Annotated in this window: 19 protein-coding genes and 1 other annotated feature; of the genes, 4 read left to right on the top strand and 15 right to left on the bottom strand. The window is 40.2% G+C overall.

Annotated features, from left to right (window positions below):
• Positions 1 to 103: 103 nt before the first annotated feature.
• Both rpoE and FFM68_RS04465 read right to left on the bottom strand, forming a co-directional pair.
• Positions 104 to 706 (bottom strand): DNA-directed RNA polymerase subunit delta, encoded by a 603-nt coding sequence (gene rpoE, locus FFM68_RS04470; protein WP_137618236.1) that lies wholly within the window; start codon positions 704 to 706, stop codon positions 104 to 106.
• Positions 707 to 779: 73 nt separating this feature from the next.
• The gene (locus FFM68_RS04465; RefSeq protein WP_137609150.1) at positions 780 to 1,214 is read right to left on the bottom strand and encodes a YwiB family protein; all 435 of its coding nucleotides are present in this window, start codon (positions 1,212 to 1,214) and stop codon (positions 780 to 782) included.
• 143 nt (positions 1,215 to 1,357) lie between these two features.
• Here FFM68_RS04465 and FFM68_RS04460 point away from each other — a divergent pair, with 143 nt between their 5' ends.
• Together FFM68_RS04460 and FFM68_RS04455 are read left to right on the top strand one after the other, a co-directional pair.
• Positions 1,358 to 2,167: a lipoate--protein ligase family protein gene (locus FFM68_RS04460; protein ID WP_137618235.1), complete on the top strand. Its 810-nt coding sequence runs from the start codon at positions 1,358 to 1,360 to the stop codon at positions 2,165 to 2,167.
• Positions 2,157 to 3,506, top strand: coding sequence for an HD domain-containing protein (locus FFM68_RS04455; RefSeq protein ID WP_137618234.1), 1,350 nt, complete (start codon positions 2,157 to 2,159; stop codon positions 3,504 to 3,506). The genes FFM68_RS04460 and FFM68_RS04455 overlap by 11 nt, the downstream gene beginning before the upstream one ends.
• Positions 3,507 to 3,578: 72 nt before the next feature.
• Here FFM68_RS04455 and FFM68_RS04450 read toward each other — a convergent pair whose 3' ends face one another.
• Complete coding sequence (locus FFM68_RS04450) at positions 3,579 to 4,022, bottom strand: NUDIX hydrolase (protein WP_137618233.1); 444 nt, start codon at positions 4,020 to 4,022, stop codon at positions 3,579 to 3,581.
• 140 nt (positions 4,023 to 4,162) lie between these two features.
• Here FFM68_RS04450 and gloA point away from each other — a divergent pair, with 140 nt between their 5' ends.
• Positions 4,163 to 4,531 carry a lactoylglutathione lyase gene (gene gloA / locus FFM68_RS04445; RefSeq protein WP_137618232.1) on the top strand — a complete coding sequence of 123 codons (369 nt, stop codon included), beginning with the start codon at positions 4,163 to 4,165 and terminating at the stop codon, positions 4,529 to 4,531.
• 70 nt (positions 4,532 to 4,601) lie between these two features.
• On the opposite strand, the gene FFM68_RS04440 is transcribed toward gloA, so the two are convergent.
• The 10 genes from FFM68_RS04440 to FFM68_RS04395 all read right to left on the bottom strand — a co-directional run bounded on the left by FFM68_RS04440 (position 4,602) and on the right by FFM68_RS04395 (position 14,540).
• On the bottom strand, positions 4,602 to 5,960 hold the full coding sequence (locus FFM68_RS04440) for a TrkH family potassium uptake protein (protein ID WP_137618231.1): 1,359 nt from the start codon (positions 5,958 to 5,960) through the stop codon (positions 4,602 to 4,604).
• A gap of 28 nt (positions 5,961 to 5,988) precedes the next feature.
• Positions 5,989 to 6,624, bottom strand: a complete 636-nt coding sequence (locus tag FFM68_RS04435) for a V-type ATP synthase subunit D (protein ID WP_137618230.1) — start codon at positions 6,622 to 6,624, stop codon at positions 5,989 to 5,991.
• Positions 6,625 to 6,628: 4 nt separating this feature from the next.
• Positions 6,629 to 8,005 (bottom strand): V-type ATP synthase subunit B, encoded by a 1,377-nt coding sequence (locus FFM68_RS04430; RefSeq protein WP_137618229.1) that lies wholly within the window; start codon positions 8,003 to 8,005, stop codon positions 6,629 to 6,631.
• Complete coding sequence (locus tag FFM68_RS04425; RefSeq protein WP_137618228.1) at positions 7,998 to 9,779, bottom strand: V-type ATP synthase subunit A; 1,782 nt, start codon at positions 9,777 to 9,779, stop codon at positions 7,998 to 8,000. Before FFM68_RS04425 ends, FFM68_RS04430 begins: the two co-directional genes overlap by 8 nt.
• 13 nt (positions 9,780 to 9,792) lie before the next feature.
• On the bottom strand, positions 9,793 to 10,104 hold the full coding sequence (locus FFM68_RS04420; RefSeq protein ID WP_137618227.1) for a V-type ATP synthase subunit F: 312 nt from the start codon (positions 10,102 to 10,104) through the stop codon (positions 9,793 to 9,795).
• Positions 10,094 to 11,089: a V-type ATPase subunit gene (locus FFM68_RS04415; protein WP_137618226.1), complete on the bottom strand. Its 996-nt coding sequence runs from the start codon at positions 11,087 to 11,089 to the stop codon at positions 10,094 to 10,096. Before FFM68_RS04415 ends, FFM68_RS04420 begins: the two co-directional genes overlap by 11 nt.
• Positions 11,090 to 11,183: 94 nt before the next feature.
• Positions 11,184 to 11,768, bottom strand: coding sequence for a hypothetical protein (locus FFM68_RS04410; protein ID WP_137618225.1), 585 nt, complete (start codon positions 11,766 to 11,768; stop codon positions 11,184 to 11,186).
• Positions 11,769 to 11,779: 11 nt separating this feature from the next.
• Entirely contained in the window at positions 11,780 to 12,250 is a 471-nt protein-coding gene (locus FFM68_RS04405) for a V-type ATP synthase subunit K (protein ID WP_137609138.1), read from the bottom strand.
• An 18-nt stretch (positions 12,251 to 12,268) separates the two neighbouring features.
• The gene (locus FFM68_RS04400; protein ID WP_137618224.1) at positions 12,269 to 14,230 is read right to left on the bottom strand and encodes a V-type ATP synthase subunit I; all 1,962 of its coding nucleotides are present in this window, start codon (positions 14,228 to 14,230) and stop codon (positions 12,269 to 12,271) included.
• Positions 14,220 to 14,540, bottom strand: a complete 321-nt coding sequence (locus FFM68_RS04395; protein ID WP_137618223.1) for a DUF3987 domain-containing protein — start codon at positions 14,538 to 14,540, stop codon at positions 14,220 to 14,222. Before FFM68_RS04395 ends, FFM68_RS04400 begins: the two co-directional genes overlap by 11 nt.
• 46 nt (positions 14,541 to 14,586) lie before the next feature.
• Positions 14,587 to 14,634: a sequence feature (sodium ion sensor (DUF1646 type); this cis-regulatory element may regulate processes involved in with the transportation of sodium ions), on the bottom strand.
• Between the two features lie 214 nt (positions 14,635 to 14,848).
• Between FFM68_RS04395 and FFM68_RS04390 the strand changes: the two genes are divergently transcribed.
• The gene (locus tag FFM68_RS04390) at positions 14,849 to 15,574 is read left to right on the top strand and encodes a gamma-glutamyl-gamma-aminobutyrate hydrolase family protein (protein ID WP_137618222.1); all 726 of its coding nucleotides are present in this window, start codon (positions 14,849 to 14,851) and stop codon (positions 15,572 to 15,574) included.
• A gap of 88 nt (positions 15,575 to 15,662) precedes the next feature.
• Here the strand turns inward: FFM68_RS04390 and FFM68_RS04385 are convergent, their stop codons facing one another.
• Together FFM68_RS04385 and FFM68_RS04380 are read right to left on the bottom strand one after the other, a co-directional pair.
• Positions 15,663 to 17,108 carry an alanine/glycine:cation symporter family protein gene (locus tag FFM68_RS04385; RefSeq protein WP_137618221.1) on the bottom strand — a complete coding sequence of 482 codons (1,446 nt, stop codon included), beginning with the start codon at positions 17,106 to 17,108 and terminating at the stop codon, positions 15,663 to 15,665.
• A gap of 153 nt (positions 17,109 to 17,261) precedes the next feature.
• Complete coding sequence (locus FFM68_RS04380) at positions 17,262 to 18,077, bottom strand: aldo/keto reductase (protein ID WP_137618220.1); 816 nt, start codon at positions 18,075 to 18,077, stop codon at positions 17,262 to 17,264.
• Positions 18,078 to 18,099: the final 22 nt, after the last annotated feature.

Here is an 18,099-nt window from a genome sequence, read left to right as displayed (position 1 = left end):
CAGCGTTTTACCTCTCTGCATCACTTGATACTACTCTGTAGAGCGGTGTCTTTTTTTGATCGGTTTCACTAAGTTAAAAAAAGAAAAGAATAGATCAATCGATCTATTCTTCGTCCTCTTCATCATCAAAATCATCGTCGTCATCATCGATAACACTTAGATCATCTTCGATTCCGCCTGGGACAACTTCTTCATCATCCTCGTTTGCATCCGCTCCGATTTCTTGTAAATCAGAGTTGTATGCTGCGATTTCGTCATCGTCATCGTCATCATCGTCGTCGATTTCATCTTCTTCATCGTCGGCTAATAAGTCTGCATCCTCTGGATCATCGTCATTATAGTCGATCGCATCTTCATCGCCATTGATGAAGGCATTGACTTTTTTGCGTTTTTTACGACGCGGTGCATCTTCTTCTTCGTCGTCTACATGGTTGACTTCTTCATCGATAGAATCGATCGCATACCATGAACGTAATCCCCAGCGATTATCGCCTAGAGAAATAAAGCTTCCATCAATATTTAAATCGGTATAAAATTGGGCTAATGCATCACGAATTTCACTGTCTGATTTGCCAAGATAATTTTGGATTTGATTTACTAGATCCGAAAAATCCATTACATCTGCGCGTTCTTCCAGAATTGCGTGTGCCACTTCAATCATTGATAATTCATCTTTGTTCAAACCATCAAAAATACTAAGTTCCAAGTATGACACGTCCTTTCAAAGTCTACTCCTTATCATACAAAATCAAAAGCTAAAAAGCAAACCTTTCTTGTACTCAGGTTGTAAATTCTAAGACCATTTGATAGTCGCCGACTTTTTCTTCTTTCATATAAAGAGTATAATCAATCGTAATGATTCCGGAAAATGGACGATCTTTCAAACTGACATGTAAATTTTTTGCGTAAGTTGAAATGATGAACATGCCGTAGGGGGTTTTGTAATTTGTCTCCAGTTTTTCACGATAGGCAAATCGCATGCGCATCCGCGCTTCGCCAGAACGGATCAATTGAACTTGCGAATCTGGGGTCACCTTCACCGTAACAGGTGCCTCTTGTCCGTCCGGTTGAATCTCTTTGTAACGAATATACAACGTGTCTCCCATCTTGACGACTTGTCCAAGGAGATCAAATACGAAATCTTCTGACTCATTATTTTGAGTGACTTTCGTTTGAACTTTTATTTTTGCTGGAATGCCTTCTTTAATATTCACAGAGCTTCCACTCCTTCCACTATTTATTTTTGTCGGTTTTACTTTTTTTGTCAACTACTTCTGCTTTTTGAGCGACTTAATTAGTTGCTTTTCACATTTTTGTTTATAATAGTAAAAAAATTAAAGAACGAAAGGACGATTAGATGAAAGAAGCATTGCTTTTTGATCAAGGGATGCTCCCAGAAAATGATTTGTTCAGCCCCTTTGCTTTAACTGATGTGTTAACAGCATTCAGTGGTGAGCAGGAACAGCCGATCATTCATTTCTGGCAATTACCACAAACATTGATCTTAGGAATGAAAGACAGTCGCGTGACTTACTTTGACCAAGCGCTCAAGACTGTCCAAAAAGAAAATTATCACCTGCTTTTACGTAATGCTGGCGGGTTGGGCGTAATCAGTGACGCTGGGATCCTAAATGTCTCATTGATTCTTCCAAAAAATACGATCTCCGCACTATCGATTGATGATGGTTATCAAGCCATGGTGGATTGGCTGGAACAGACTCGTTTCGGTCAATTAAAATTAACAGTCGGTGAAATCACTGATTCTTATTGTCCAGGTAAATATGATCTTTCAATCAATGGCAAAAAAATTGCGGGGATCGCACAACGACGAGTAAAAGATGGTGTCGCGATCATGATGTATTTAAGCGTCAATGGTGAGCAAAATTTGCGGGGCAACATTGTTCGCAGCTATTATCAAAGCGGATTAGAAGAACAATTTGGAATCGATTATCCGCCAGTAAATCCGGCAAGCATGACAACCCTGCATGATGCGGCAGCTTTTGATGTAACGATTGATTCTGTCAAAAATGAATTACTGCAAACCTTGCCGCATCAGGATCAAACGTCCTTTTTACCAAATTTTCAGCAATTAGACGATTATCAACGACGCATTCAAAATATGTACCAACGCAATTCGATCATTCAGGAGGCTCTCAATGACCTATAAATATCAAATGCTCCCACTGGAAAAAGTTTTCCGCGATCCTGTTCACAATTATATCCATGTCCAACACCAAGTAATTTTGGATTTGATCAATTCAAGAGAAGTTCAACGTTTGCGCCGAATCAAGCAACTCGGGACGACCTCTTATACGTTTCATGGAGCAGAACACAGCCGTTTTGCCCATTCACTAGGAGTATATGACATCACTCGCCGAATCTGCGATATTTTTCAGCGAAACTTTTCTAAAGAAAAATACGGGAAAGACGGTTGGGATGACTCCCATCGTTTAGTCGCCTTGTGTGCGGCCTTGCTGCACGATGTTGGGCACGGTCCTTATTCGCATACTTTCGAACATATTTTCCATACTGATCATGAAGCGTTGACTGTCGCCATCATTACTTCACCAGAAACAGAAGTTTTTCAGATTTTAAATAATGTTGAAGAGGGATTTCCAGAAAAAGTTGCCAGTGTGATCACTAAAACTTATGAAAATCCGCAAGTAGTACAAATGATCTCTAGCCAGATCGACGCGGATCGAATGGATTATTTGTTGCGAGATGCCTACTACACTGGGACAGAGTATGGTACTTTTGATTTAACACGAATCTTGCGGGTCATTCGGCCTTATGCCGGCGGGATCGCTTTTTCGATGAATGGGATGCATGCTGTTGAGGACTATATCGTTAGTCGTTATCAAATGTATGTCCAAGTTTATTTCCATCCAGTTTCTCGTGCGATGGAAGTGCTGTTAGAACATTTATTAGATCGTGCCCACGAACTGTATCAGCGTAACGCGGATATTTTTACGCTTCATTCGCAATTTTTGATTCCTTTTTTGAAAGAAGATTTCTCGTTGGCCGATTATTTGAAATTGGACGACGGAGTACTAAACACGTATTTCTCTCAATGGATGGAAGAGCAAGATTTGATTTTAAGTGATCTAGCCGACCGCTTCTTAAATCGCAAACCATTAAAATCAATCGCAGTCGACACTAGTGATAATCCACGTTTAACTGAAATGAAAACTTTAGTTGAAAAAGCCGGCTTTGACCCACGTTATTATACTGCGATCAATTCCAGTTACGATCTACCTTATGACCTGTATCATCCTGAAAAAGGCAGCCACCGAACACAGATTGAATTGATGCAAAAAGACGGCTCATTGATTGAATTATCAAAGGCCAGTCAATTAGTTTCCGCACTGACTGGGCAAGGACAAGGCGATGTCCGTTTCTATTATCCAAAAGAAATGACCCAGCAAGATAGTAAAAATTCTGATCTTTTTGAAGATTATTACCAGGCTTTTGCTAAATATATTCACAACGGTGAGTTAGTCAATTAAAAAAACTTTCTGAGAAGGATTGGCCCCCAAACGTTAGACCAAGGCTCTAACATTTGAGGGTCACTACAAAACTCAGAAAGTTTTTTTCTTTAGCCATTCTTCCACTGCCCATTTATGGCTGCCCCGCTTCAATAATTCAAGCGCTTTAGCTGGCGATTCCCAGCTGCTGTTGTTGCCTTCTTCTAACGGCTCAGATATTTTTTTCCAACTTTTTGCAAAATAAAAATAGCCGGGATTGTAAAAGAAAGTCGTACGATGACGAGAATAAAAATATTCATCAGCCTGCCCTAGATAATCGGATAAAATGACTTCATAGCCTAATTCTTCCAACATCTCACGAGCGATTGCTTCTTCTTTAGTCTCGTTTCCTTCGATTTCTCCTCCAGGCAAAAAGTAAGCGCCATTAGGAGCTTGAACAAGTGCAATATTTCCTTCCTCATTTATTAAAATTGCGTAAGCCGCGTAACGCGCTTGATAATTTTTATCGGTTTCTTTTACGCCAAACACTGGGATCATTGGTATCCTCCTGCAAATTGTATTTACTAGTTAGTTTACATTAAAAAATCCTCATAAACAACCACTGAGCTGAACATGCTGCTGCAATTTAAACTTTTATGTTATCATGAAATTATCAATTATTAGGAGGTTGCTTATTTATGAAAATGGCACATACTTGCGTCCGCGTAAAAGACTTAGACGCATCCGTAAAATTTTATCAAGACGCATTTGGCTTTGAGGAATCCCGTCGTCGTGATTTTCCAGAATCAAAGTTCACTCTTGTTTACTTAACTTTACCAGGAGATGAGTACGAACTAGAGTTGACTTACAACTATGATCATGCTGCATATGACTTAGGAAACGGATACGGTCATATTGCAATTCGTTCAGAAGATATCACGCAACTTCATGAACAACATAAAGCTCACGGTTTTGCTGTTACCGATATGAAAGGCTTGCCTGGAACAGATCCCTCATATTATTTCATTACCGATCCAGATGGCTACAAAATTGAAGTAATTCGTTAAAATGTAAAAGGTTGTGGCAGTTGCCGCAACCTTTTTTATACTTATATGAACTTTTTTAAACAACGGACTCTTAACCGATAATCACACTTTCTTCTGGAAGCTTGTAACGCCCGCCTTTGGCTTTTATCAAGCGCATCATTAAGGCAAAACCCACGGTCAAAACACCCACTCGTCCAAGATACATCAAACCGATGATCAAAAGCTTTCCTATCAGACTTAAATTCGGTGTTAATCCCATTGTAAGCCCTACAGTTCCAAAAGCTGAAAATGTTTCAAACAACAGATATTCAATTCCGCGAAAGTGCGGCAAGATCTCAGTTGCTGACATCACCATCGTCACGCCGATACACAAGCTTAATGTAATAAAAAATAAGGTGAGCGCGCGTGAGACAATCGATGGTCGGATCGTCCGCCGAAATACTTCCGCATGTTCCCTTCCTTTCAAGAGGGAAATCGCTTGGACTACCAAAACTCCAAATGTCGTTGTCTTCAGACCACCGGCTGTGGAGCCTGATGTTCCCCCGATAAACATCAAAACAATTGTAAACAAGATCCCCGCCTGGCTAACACTCCCATAATCAACTGAAAAATAACCAGCCGTTCGAGCAGTCACCGACATAAAAAATATGTTAACAAAACTATCAAGCGCAGATACATTTCCGACGATTGTCTGTCCACCGGCTTCGGATACATAAAAAACGATCGTCCCGATAATCAGCAGACTGCTCGATACAGTTAACGCTAACTTACTATGCAAACTCAGTCTTCTTGTTTTACGAAAATTCAACAAATCTCGCCAAACGATAAAGCCCAATCCACCAGCAATGATCAAGCCGGAGATTACTAATAATACATACGCGTTGTTTTGAAAACCTACTAGACTATCTCCAAACAAATCAAAGCCAGCATTGCAAAAGGCTGAAACAGAATGGAACAACGCATACCAAAGACCTTTTGACATTCCATAACTAGGAATAAAATCTATCGCCAGCAGCAAAGCCCCCACTAATTGAAAGCCCAGTGCAAACCGAAGAATGTAAAACATCAAGCGCATCACGCCTGATAAAGTATCGAGATTTAATGACTCTTGCAAAATGATCCTAGTCAACAATCCGACTTTTTTCTTCATGAGTGCAATAAAAATAAACGGCATCATCATAAAACCTAATCCACCAACTTCAATTAAGCACAAAATGACCCATTGTCCTCCCATATTCCAATGTTCACTAGTTGTCAGTGTCGTAAGTCCCGTTACACAAGTTGCCGATGTAGCCGTAAATAAGGCATCGATGAATGGCGTCCCTTTCCCTGATTGTGTAAACACCGGCAGGGTCAACAGTAAACCGCCTAATAAAATCACTACCGCAAATCCTAAGGCGATAAATTGGATCGGATGAAGTTTGTTAGACCAATACTTTTTTCTATTCATACTTCCTACTTTCAAAAAAAGGAACTACTTAGTAAGTAGTCCCCATATTTTTAACTTTGATCATACGAGTTACTTCTGCCCGTTCGTTTTCTTCTAACTTCATTTGGATAAAGTAAATTGTCTCTTCCAATTGCGGGATCGTCATATACTCTAGAGCATTTACGCGTCGGCGTGTCTTTTCGATCTCTTTTGCCATCAATTGACACGTTTTTTCGATCTCAGTCAGCTCCAATAATTCGGGCAAGACTTCTGTAAATTTTTGCAGACTTTGATCCAGTTCATCGTTGGAATTCAGGAAACCATATTCCAACGGTCCATCTGACAATTCTGATTGATGTTGAAAATTCATTATCGGTACTTTGACACTCATAACGTCTTTTTCGATCACATCCAGTGTAACCCGTTCTTTTGGAACAGCTAACAACTCTTCGATATATTTGTCATTTAACAACGCATCCGCTACTGAAAAATTTTTCATTGCTTGTTGCAACTTCACTTCAACTTCTGTGCGCAATTGATCGTTCTTTTTAACTAATAAAATAAAACGACGCATCAGCTCATCTTGCTTATCTTTCAACAGTTTATGCCCGCGACTAGCTGTTGTTAATTGTTTTTTCAGCCGGGTGAGTTCCATCCGCGTTGGATTGACGTTTAATTTCACCATAGGATCAAACTCCTTCTGTTAAATATTCATCCAACATGTCATCTTTGATCCGTTTCAACTCTGTACGCGGCAACATCGCTAAAAGTTCCCAGCCAAGATCCAACGTTTCTTCGATCGAGCGGTTTTCATAAAATCCTTGATTGACATACTCTTCTTCAAAGCGCTCGGCAAATTTTGCATAGATTTTATCGACATCTGATAATGCGGAATCTCCAAGCACTACTGCTAACTCTTTAGCTTGCTTTCCTTGCGCATACGCCGCAAACAACTGGTTCATCGTCGGTGCGTGATCTTTCCGCGTCTTGCCTTCACCGGTTCCTTTATCTTTTAAACGTGACAAGGATGGCAATACATCGATTGGCGGTTGAATTCCATTTTTATCCAATTCACGGGATAAAATGATTTGCCCTTCCGTAATATACCCAGTTAAGTCAGGGATTGGATGCGTCTTGTCATCTTCTGGCATCGTCAAGATTGGGATCTGCGTTACAGAACCTTTCAACCCGCGAATCCTGCCGGCACGTTCATACAATGTCGCTAGATTCGTATAAAGATAACCAGGATAGCCTCTTCGACCAGGAACTTCCCGCCGAGCAGCCGAAATTTCACGCAATGCTTCACAATAATTTGTCATATCTGTCATGATAACTAAGACGTGCATGCCTTTTTCATAGGCTAAATATTCAGCGGCAGTCAAAGCCATCCGCGGCGTGGCGATCCGTTCAATTGCTGGATCATTCGCCAGATTCATAAAAACTACGGAACGATCGATCGCCCCAGTTTGACGAAAATCTTCCATGAAAAATTCTGCTTCTTCAAACGTAATACCGATTCCAGCAAAAACAACCGCAAAATCATCGTCTGCATTCAATACGGTCGCTTGCCGAGCAATTTGAGCAGCTAATTCTTTGTGCGGTAAACCAAAACCAGAAAACACCGGCAGTTTTTGACCGCGAACTAGCGTATTCAAATGATCAATCGCTGAGATTCCTGTTTGGATAAATTCATCCGGATAATCTCGTGAAACAGGATTGATTACTTCCCCATTGATATCAACATTTTTTTCAGCTAAAATCTCTGGTCCGCCGTCTTTGGGCCGACCGAGACCATCAAATACCCGACCGACCATATCTTCTGAAACACCCAGCTCTAATGGATGACCTAAAAAACGTGCAGTCGATTCTTTTAAATTGATACCACTAGTTCCTTCAAAGATTTGGACTAACGCCTTGTCTTCGTGAATCTCTAAGACTTGGCCGCGTCGGATTTCTCCATTGCTCAAACGGACTTCCAACAACTCTTCGTATTTGATTCCTTCTACTTTGTCAATCGCCATCAAAGGGCCGACCACTTCATTGATCGTTTTGTATTCTTTAATCATTGGTCATTCCTCCTTCTGCAACGATTGCTTGGATTTCCGCAACGATATCTAAATTGATTTGATCCAATTTGGCTAATTCTGTTTCTGGGATGTATTTGCTCCGCGCGATTCGATCACGTAAAACAAATGTCCCGTCCATGATTTCTTTCAAATACGTTCCCAACTCTAATGCGCGTTGCCCCTCTTTATTAAACGTCAAAATATTTTGGATCATTTTAAATTGTTTTTCTCTTGAGGTAAATGTATCAACATCGTCAAAAGCATTTTGCTGCAAATAATCTTCACGTAAAGATTTCGCGACTTCAAGTGTCAGTCGATCTTTTTCAGATAACGAATCAATTCCGACTAAACGAACAATTTCATTTAATTCAGATTCTTTTTGCAGTATTTTCATTCCTTCTGCGACCATTTGTGACCAATTCGCCTGCAATGCGTTGTCTAAATATTTCCCAACTTCTGTGGAGTATAAAGAATAACTTTGCAGCCAATCGATCGATGGAAAATGGCGTTGTTGTGCTAAAGTTGCGCTTAATCCCCAGAAAACTTTTACGACCCGCAACGTATTTTGTGTTACAGGCTCAGAAGTATCTCCCCCTGAAGGGGATACGGCGCTGATTGCTGTAATCGACCCTTCACGTCTATCACTGCCCAGAGCAATTACGCGGCCGGATCGTTCATAATATTCTGCTAACCGACTACCCAAATAAGCTGGATACCCTTCATCACCAGGCATTTCTTCTAAACGTCCGCTCATTTCACGCAAAGCTTCTGCCCAGCGTGAAGTTGAATCTGCCATGATCGCAATATTGTAGCCCATATCTCGAAAATATTCCGCGATTGTGATTCCGGTGTAAATGGACGCTTCCCGTGCCGCTACCGGCATATTTGAAGTATTGGCAATCAAAATCGTTCGTTCCATTACCGATTCGCCTGTTTTAGGATCAACTAGTTCAGGAAATTCATTCAGTACATCTGTCATTTCATTCCCACGTTCACCGCAACCAACATAAACTACGATATCGACGTCGGCCCATTTTGCGATCTGATGCTGAACAACTGTTTTCCCAGCGCCGAATGGTCCTGGAACTGCAGCGGCTCCGCCTTTTACTACAGGGAAAAACGTATCGATGACTCGTTGACCGGTAATCATTGGTGCTTCTGGATTTAATTTTTCTGAAACTGGACGACCGCGACGAACCGGCCATTTTTGTAACATCGAAAATTCTTGTGGTCCGTTGGCTGTCTCAATTACATAGACAGGATCATCGATCGTATATTCACCCGATGAAATTTTTTTCACTGTTCCTTTAATGCCATTAGGAACCATGATTTTATGAGTGATGATCTTCGTTTCTTCAACCGTCCCAACTATATCGCCAGCTGATACAGTAACGCCTGTCTCAACAGACGCTTCAAACCACCATTTCTTTGTATGATCTAAAGCAGGGATTTGAACTCCACGATTAAGAAAATTACTATTCGTTTGTTCTTTAAACGTATCCAATGGACGCTGGATTCCATCGAACATTTGTGAAAGGATCCCTGGTCCTAATTCAACCGAGAGCGCTTCTCCAGTCGTTCTAACGGGTTCGCCAGGACCGATTCCTGCCGTTTCTTCATATACTTGAATGGAGGCGACATTGCCGCGCATCTCGATAATTTCGCCGATAACTCCAAGGTCACCAACATAACAAATATCTTGAATCGCTGCTTGCTCCATATTTTCTGCCAGCACTAGTGGGCCAGAAACTTTTATTATTCTTCCTTCTTGCAAGACATTAGCTCCTTTATAAAATATTCTGTCCGACTGCTCGTTCAACTTGTCCTTGGATCATAGATTTGCCGATTCCTAGTGTTCCTTCGTGATTAGGGATCAGTACGATCGCTGGAACCATTTCTTGTTCATAACGTTTGATCGTATCCGGAACAAGTTGAGCAAATTCCTCAGTGATATAAATGACACCATATTCGTTCTTAGCCATTTCGTCGATCTGCTGACGAATGATTTGTTTATCTTTTGTGGTACGAGTATCAAAATCAAAAAGTCTGAAAGGTAGAATCGAGTCTTTATCGCCAATTGCGCCGATTTTATGTGCCATAAGTCTCTCGCATCCTCTCTCTTATTTGTTCATCCGTTAATCCTACTCGTTTGCCCGTAATGATCAATCGCAAATTTTTTGCTTCGATTGCCTTTGCATTCAGCAAAGCCAAAACAGGCAAAGGACCAAAAGCTTGCGTCTGAGCTGTCTCATAAAAACTTGTCAAGTAGTCATCACAGAGCCGTTCCAATTGGTTCAACTTGATAGTATTGTTTTGGATGATCGGTTCGATCACCTCAGCATACGAAGTTGTTCGTAAATAGTTGGTCAGCTGTTCCAAACCGATTTCAACACTGGCTAATAACTCTTCTTTTGGAATACTTCCTTGACTGGACAAGGCAGTTAGCATGAAGTTTCGGCTTCTCTGCTGTTTGATCCCGCGTGCAGTCATCAATATGTTCGTAAAATCGATAAAGCTAGTCACTTCTTCTGATAACTCTGGTTCACCAATTTTGTCAGCGATTTTTCTTTGTGCATTTAAATAATTACGATCTAAAATAATATCGATTCCTTGCAAACTATTCGACTCTTCAAAATGCTCCCGCACCTCTTGGATACTTTCTAGTAAAATGTCTGGCAATCCGCTTGCCTGACCCGTTCGAATAGCGGTCTTGATCTGATCTAAGGAATAGAAGCCGTCATAAATATAAAGCGCATCAAAATTTTGCTCTAATAATTCGGCTTTGATTAATGCCTTGAGATTGTGGAAGGTATAGCGCATCGTATAGATCCAAATAACATCAGGATCAGGAATCATTTTTACTAATTCCATTAGTAAACTCGCTTGGGCCTGTCCCAAGGCTTCCTCAAAGCTCTCATAAAAATTATCCGTCAAATACTCACCGTAAATCGTTCCTCGAAACAGTGTCTCGATTTCCGTCAAATCATCGGATTTCACCATTCTCGTCAGTAGTTCTGGTGACAACAATTCCAATTCTTTTAAACGAACCAGCGGATTCAATTCATGATACATAGCTTGTTTCATTCAATGCCTCCTAATTCGCAGTTACTGCATTACTTTTTAGCAAAAATCCGTGCAACACAAGATCGACTTTGATTGACATTCCTATTGCGCTCGCTTAATCAAACAGCGCTTGAGCAATGGCAAAGCTTTCTCGTTCTTGGATCTCTCTAACTAAACTTTGGTAAAGAAAGTTATACTGGACACCGTTCTTATCTAAAATAAAACCCGCTTGATCAGCAATAGTCGTATCAGCTAAATTTAATTGATACGCCAGTTGTTGATTTTGCTCAACTAACCATTCTTTGGTAAAAATCGACTGAGACTTTTCTCCTGGAATAAAAGCCAGTTCACCATGTATGGGAAGTTTATTCAAAGCCCGCTGAGCAAATTCTTGTTGTTCTTTTGCGGAACGACTTTCCATTTGAAGAACTGCTTCAGCAAATACTCGTTCTAAAACAGCTTGTTTCTGATTTAAAATCTGCTGTTTTTGTGCAACTTGTTGGCGATTTGCTTCCTGCTTATACTTGTTCTCTAGATTTTGTAAGTTTTTCTCCAAACGTTTCTGATGATCTGCTATTATTTCTGCTTCTGCTGCTTGAAATTCTTGTTCGATTCGTGTCCGTTCAGTTTCTTTTAACTGGCGCTGTTCCAAATCAGCTTGTTGCTTCAATTGTTCGACTATTTTTTCGATTGCTTCCATCAAAAAACTCCTTATACTTGTCCTACTAACAAGAATGAGATAACGAAACCTAAGATTGCATAAGTTTCAACCATCGCAGCATAGATAATTCCCTTTGTCGCATGTTCTGGTTTTTTCGCTAAGATCTGAATACCAGCAGCTGCCACTCGTCCTTGAGCAATCCCTGAAAATAATCCAGTAAAAGCAATCGGTAATGACGCGCCTAGATAACCTAACCCTTGGACCACGGTCAAATCACCTGACAAGTTTGTAAAAATCAAAAAGGCAATAACGAATCCATACAACCCTTGTGTCCCTGGCAATAATTGCAAGATCAGGGCTTGACCAAATTTTTCTGGTTGGCTAGTGGTCAAAGCTGCTGCCGCTTCCCCGGTCATACCGACACCTTTTGATGACCCGATTCCAGAAAAGATTGTTGCTGTTGCCATTCCTAAAATCGCAAAAATAATACCGCCGCTGTTGTTAATCAAATACTCCATCATTGTCTAAAATTCCTCCAATTATTTTTCTTGTTCAATATTTACATATTTTTCTTCTGTCTTTAATGGGCGAAACGCGCGCCCACCGCCTTCGTAAAATTTGCCAAAAAACTCGACATATTGTAACCGGGCGCCATGAACATATGCTGAAAGTAACGATAAGAAAATATTCAAGCCGTGTAAGGCTACCATCAATAAAATTCCGACACTAAAACGTGCAACTGGCGGCATATATCCTACTAACATATTGAACGCCGCAGCGATACTCCCGCCGGAAATACCTAATGCCATCAACCGTGTATAACTAACAAGATCACCGATATAGCTGGTGATTCCATATAAGTTATACGCACCTTTTGCCAAACCTTTGATTTTTGATTTTGACTGCAGCATTGGTGTAAGAATGATCAGCAATGCACTCACTATTGCCAAAACAACTCCGACTATAAATAACGGTTGACTATTCAATAACATTTTTCCTAAACCGCCGACAATCGCACCAACCATGATTCCTTGCCAAGCAAAGCCATCAGAAACCGCGCCAAGATAATTTTTGGCTTTGATATTTTCTTTTGCCGCTAAGCCTAACCCGATAAAGATTTGGATTACACCAAAAATGATCGATAAGATCAAAATACTGATGACATCGTCACTTGTTGAAAGAATTGGCGGATACCCTAACGAATAACCGAAAAATGAATTATAAATCAAGCCCCACATAATAGTCGGAACAGCTAAGATTTGGAAAAAATGCATGAACCGTTCCATTCCTCGCGGCAAGACTGTTCGCAGTGCGAGTGTGGTCGCCAATAACATCAATGCGCCATATCCTGCATCTGCCACCATCATGCCAAAAAATACGAAATAAAAGGGCATGAACCATGGTGTTGGATCGATCTCGTGATATTTAGGCAAACTATACATTTCTGTCAACATCTCAAATGGTTTAACTACTGCATTGTTTTTCAATTTCGTCGGTATTTCTTCAGCAATCTCGACTTCTGTCGGTTCTTCGATTTCTAAATAAAGATTCTCTTGACCAATCAAGTCATTTATAAAAGCTTCGAATCTGTTGAAGCTCGCGGTTTCCAGCCAACCTTGGAGCAAAAATACTTTGTCGTCTTTGATAAACCGATCATGAATCATCCAACGATTTTTATAAGCCAGCAGTACTTCTTCCGCCATTTCCAAACTTTCGATGCTGATTTTCTTTTGACCAATCAAACGTGCCAAACGTTTTTGTTCTTCCACTGATTCAAGCAATACTTGCTGGATTGCAGCCAATTCAACTTTAGGTAATTCTTTTTCCTTATAAGTAAAGGTGATGACACTGAACTGATGTATCAGCTCTTGAATGATTGATGCTTCCTTTCGCAGATAAACCAATGAAAAATTAACGAGCTGCTCATCACTATAAATTAATTCATAATAGATTTGTCGTTCCTTTATCTGCTGTTCAAGCAATTCCCAGACGCTAGCATCGACTGTTCCTAAAAAATAGTTCGCCGAGCGTAATGAAAAATCTTCAGCCAAGAAATCCAGTGCTTGCCATTTTTGTAAAAGACTTTCTCGTTCATGCAATACTCGTTGTTTTTCATTCATTTCGGTAAACCGCTGTTCTAATTCTTGGATACTTGTTAATTCCGCTAATAAAGCCGATTCATCAAATTTTTCTTCCAGTGTTTTCAGCGTAGCTTGCTGGCGTTTGAGATGCATTCCTTTTTCACGACTGCTGCCATGGTGTTCAATAAATTGAATAGCATGGGCTATTTCTTCTAGCTGCTGGTCAATCTTTGAAAGTCCATCTTGACTAGGTAGCGGAGCTGCTGCTTCAAAGTATTCCTCCACCCACTCATTACTGACAGTCTGCTGAAAGAGGTCGCGGATCTCTACTCCTTGGAATCCTTGGATCGCAGAAAGAATCTGTTCGCTATATCCTTGTTGAGCAATCAAAGTTAGCTTGCTCATTTTGCTAACTGCCATATTCTGAGATCACCCTTTCAATGATTGCTTGGATCGTTTGTTCTTTCTTTTCAAGATAATTCTTCTCCATCAACTTGATCGCCGCTGTAGCACTATTAGTCAACTCTTGCTCTTCGTCAGCCAATTTTTGCGTCAAGCTTTTTTCTTTTTCTGTCGACACCTCAGAAAAAGTATTTTTCAATGCTGCTTTTTTTTCTTGCAGTATTTTTTTTCGACTTGCTTCATAAGCAGCCAACTCTGCAATCAGTTTTTCTTTTTCACGCTCATTTTGTTCTTCTGCAAATTTTATTTTTTCTAAAGCTTCTAGCACACAAACCCTCCTTTGTATGAAAAAAAAGCGCAAACTAGCAAGGTCGTTCTTCTCACCCCTTGAAGAACCCGATCCTTGAAGCTTGCGCCCAACCGTTTTGTTTATATTTACAACTATAGTATACCAAAAATTGGTATATCCGTAACTAGTTTTCACCAAAAAGTATAAAAATCACCTTCATCGCTTAAACAAATAATCGTAATATTATAGAAGTTTTTTATTTGGTTAAATAAAAGAAAATTTAATAATCGAAATACTTGCTTTTTAAGTTTTGACTATGGTATCAAATGATAGAGGAGTGATCGTTCATGAAAAAAAATATCATTGGAATTGCAGCAAATCAACTTTATCAAAACAATCAAGCATTTTTTGATCAACAAATTACTTATACTCCACAAGGTTTTATTGATGGTGTCCATCAAGCAGGCGGCATCCCGGTAGTCTTGCCGATCAGTGATCCTGAATCAGCTAGCGACTATGTGGCGGCTATCGACAAATTATTACTAGCCGGTGGACAAGATGTAACACCTTTTCTATATGAAGAAGAGCCCCATCCAAAATTAGGTCCGACAAGTATTGAACGAGACTCTTTTGAAATGGCTTTGATCAAAGAAGCCATTCGGCAAAACAAACCGATTTTTACTGTTTGCCGCGGAACACAATTGCTGAATGTGACATTAGGCGGAACGCTATACCAAGATTTATCTCAATACCCTAAATGGGAAGTCAAACATGATATGTTTCCTACCGTTCCAAATTTTGGTCTGCATTCAATTACGGTAAAAGCGAATTCAACCTTAGCCTCACTTTTTGGCGAACAAGCAAAAGTGAATTCCTATCATCATCAAGCCATCAAAGATCTCGCTGAAAGTCTTGTACCCATTGCTTGGGCTCCTGACGGGATCATTGAAGCCGTCGAAAGCCGCGAAAAAAATACAAAGATCCTCGGCGTGCAGTGGCATCCAGAACTAACTCATAAAAAAGATCCCATGGAGCAAAGCTTATTTGATTATTTTGTACAAGAATTTGAATAATCAATAACGGGCTTCTTTTAACGCTCACTATTTTTGAATGATGAAAAAATCAAGCGACAGCAAATTTGTATTCTTGCTGTCGCTTTTTTTATTCATCATCAAAGGATGCATCCAACGGAATTGAGGCCAAATCGTCCGTCTCGCTCACTGCTAAGCGAGCAAAGTAAGATTTTGTTTCCTTGAATACAACCGGGCTTAATAAAATCAAGGCAATAATATTGGGAAATGCCATTAAGCCGTTGAATATATCCGCAATTGTCCATACAGCTGATACGGTTAAGTAAGGACCGATAAAGACTGCTAAGATGTAAACGATACGAAAAGCAGAAGAGAATTTGGTGTTCCCACCTGTTAAATAACTTAAACAACGCTCTGAATAATAATTCCAGCCTAATATAGTCGTAAAGGCGAAGAAAGCTAAACAAACCATCAACAGTAATGATACAACCGTTTGTGAGATTGGCAAAGCTTCGGTAAAGGCATAAATCGTCACCGCCGATCCTTCCAAACCGGTTTTCCAAGCACCTGTCAAAATAATCGCCATTCCAGTCATATTACAAACGACCAATGTATCAATAAAAGTTCCGGTCATTGAAACAAGTCCTTGACGCACCGGTTCTTTTGATTGTGCGGCAGCAGCAGCAATCGGAGCACTACCTAAACCGGATTCATTTGAAAAGATCCCTCGAGCGACACCTTTTTGCATTGCGATCATCATCGCTCCCATTGCTCCGCCAGAAACAGCTCGTAAGCCAAAAGCGCTTTGAACGATTTCCACAATAACTGCCGGCAGTTTGGTGATATTGATTATGATCATGAACAAACACAAACCAACGTAGATGACGATCATCAATGGCACGATGATTTCAGATACTCGTGCGATTCGTTGGACACCGCCAATCAACACGATCGCAACTAAAACTGTAACGACAATTCCAGAAATAATCACCGCCCATGAATATTGATTGCCAAACAATGTAACCGTATTTATTTTTTCTGGATCAAAAAACGTTTCTGCAGCGGAAGTGATCCCATTGATCTGAGCAATCGTACCGATTCCGATCAAACCAGCAACTGCTCCAAAAAAGGCAAACATTTTTGCCAGCCATTTCCATTTTTGGCCAAGTCCGTTTTCAATATAATAAAAGGGGCCGCCTAAAGCTTTGCCATGATCATCGAACGTTCGATATTTGACCGCCAATAATCCCTCAGCATATTTCGTTGCCATTCCTAATAATCCAGCGACTTCTAACCAAAATAAAGCGCCCGGTCCCCCTGCAACGATCGCAGTAGCGACTCCAACAATATTACCTGTACCAATCGTAGCCGACAAAGCCGTACATAGTGCTTGAAAACTGGTGACATCTCCTTGTCCGCCTTCTTCATTTTTTATCATATACTTTAGTGCTAGCGGCAAGCGGCGAATTTGGATCATGCGACAACCAATCGTTAAAACAATACCGATTCCTAAAATTAATACGATCATCGGGGCTCCCCAAATCAACGAATTAATTTTCACTAAATAATCACCCATCAAAAACCTCCTATTTTTTTGCTATTCTATCATAAAATTATTAAAAAAAGGATTATCTTTCAAAAAAAAAGTTTTTATTGACTTTTATCGCCACGAAAAAAAACACATGTGAGATCAAATTAGAACCATTCTCACATGTGTTTTTATAACAATTTAGAAATTAAAATTATCTGGATCTGCACCAAGTCGTTCATTAATATTCAAATGATCGATTTGTTTCATTTCATCCTCACTTAGTTCAAAATCAAAGACATCAAAGTTTTCTTTGATTCGTTCCTCATGGACCGATTTAGGGATCACGATGATATCGCTTTGTAAATGCCAGCGAATAATGACTTGTGCCGCTGACTTTTTGTGCTTCTTACCGATCTCTGTCAATGTCGGATTTTGTAAGATTTTTCCTTGCCCTAACGGCGACCAAGCTTCGACTGCGATTCCTTCTTTAGCCAAATATTCCCGCAGATTTTCTTGCGTCAATGTTGGATGAAGTTCAATTTGATCCACCATTGGTTTAATTTTAGCAGTGGTCATCAGTTCTTCAATATGATGCTGATGAAAATTAGATACTCCAATTGCTTTGGCGCGGCCACTTGCATAGATTTCTTCCATTGCCCGCCAGGAATCATTGAATTTTCCTTCAACTGGCCAATGAATCAAATATAGATCCACATAATCCAAACCCAAGCGTTCTAAGCTATCATTGAAGGCTTGATGAGCGGTCTCATATCCTTGATCAGCATTCCACAGTTTGGTAGTAACGAACAAATTTTCTCGCTTGATTCCTGATTGAGCGATTCCTTTGCCAACACCCGTTTCATTTTTGTAAATAGCGGCGGTATCAATCAAATGATAGCCATTTTCAATCGCCCATTTTACAGAATTTGTAGCATCCGTTTCTTCTACGCGCCAAACACCTAAACCTAAGCGAGGCATTTCGATTCCATTTGCTAATCTTTTTGTTTTATCCATCAAATTTCCTCCTTGTTCCTCG

This window comes from Enterococcus xiangfangensis, assembly GCF_005405365.1.
In the GTDB taxonomy this organism is placed as follows: domain Bacteria; phylum Bacillota; class Bacilli; order Lactobacillales; family Enterococcaceae; genus Enterococcus_A; species Enterococcus_A xiangfangensis.
This window is presented reverse-complemented; position numbering and strand designations above follow the sequence as displayed.

Coding starts and splice junctions, on each gene's coding strand:
- FFM68_RS04460 (WP_137618235.1), top strand. CDS start 1,358: ATGAAAGAAGCATTGCTTTTTGATCAAGGGATGCTCCCAGAAAATGAT.
- FFM68_RS04455 (WP_137618234.1), top strand. CDS start 2,157: ATGACCTATAAATATCAAATGCTCCCACTGGAAAAAGTTTTCCGCGAT.
- FFM68_RS04450 (WP_137618233.1), bottom strand. CDS start 4,022: ATGATCCCAGTGTTTGGCGTAAAAGAAACCGATAAAAATTATCAAGCG.
- gloA (WP_137618232.1), top strand. CDS start 4,163: ATGAAAATGGCACATACTTGCGTCCGCGTAAAAGACTTAGACGCATCC.
- FFM68_RS04440 (WP_137618231.1), bottom strand. CDS start 5,960: ATGAATAGAAAAAAGTATTGGTCTAACAAACTTCATCCGATCCAATTT.
- FFM68_RS04435 (WP_137618230.1), bottom strand. CDS start 6,624: ATGGTGAAATTAAACGTCAATCCAACGCGGATGGAACTCACCCGGCTG.
- FFM68_RS04430 (WP_137618229.1), bottom strand. CDS start 8,005: ATGATTAAAGAATACAAAACGATCAATGAAGTGGTCGGCCCTTTGATG.
- FFM68_RS04420 (WP_137618227.1), bottom strand. CDS start 10,104: ATGGCACATAAAATCGGCGCAATTGGCGATAAAGACTCGATTCTACCT.
- FFM68_RS04415 (WP_137618226.1), bottom strand. CDS start 11,089: ATGAAACAAGCTATGTATCATGAATTGAATCCGCTGGTTCGTTTAAAA.
- FFM68_RS04410 (WP_137618225.1), bottom strand. CDS start 11,768: ATGGAAGCAATCGAAAAAATAGTCGAACAATTGAAGCAACAAGCTGAT.
- FFM68_RS04405 (WP_137609138.1), bottom strand. CDS start 12,250: ATGATGGAGTATTTGATTAACAACAGCGGCGGTATTATTTTTGCGATT.
- FFM68_RS04400 (WP_137618224.1), bottom strand. CDS start 14,230: ATGGCAGTTAGCAAAATGAGCAAGCTAACTTTGATTGCTCAACAAGGA.
- FFM68_RS04390 (WP_137618222.1), top strand. CDS start 14,849: ATGAAAAAAAATATCATTGGAATTGCAGCAAATCAACTTTATCAAAAC.
- FFM68_RS04385 (WP_137618221.1), bottom strand. CDS start 17,108: ATGGGTGATTATTTAGTGAAAATTAATTCGTTGATTTGGGGAGCCCCG.
- FFM68_RS04380 (WP_137618220.1), bottom strand. CDS start 18,077: ATGGATAAAACAAAAAGATTAGCAAATGGAATCGAAATGCCTCGCTTA.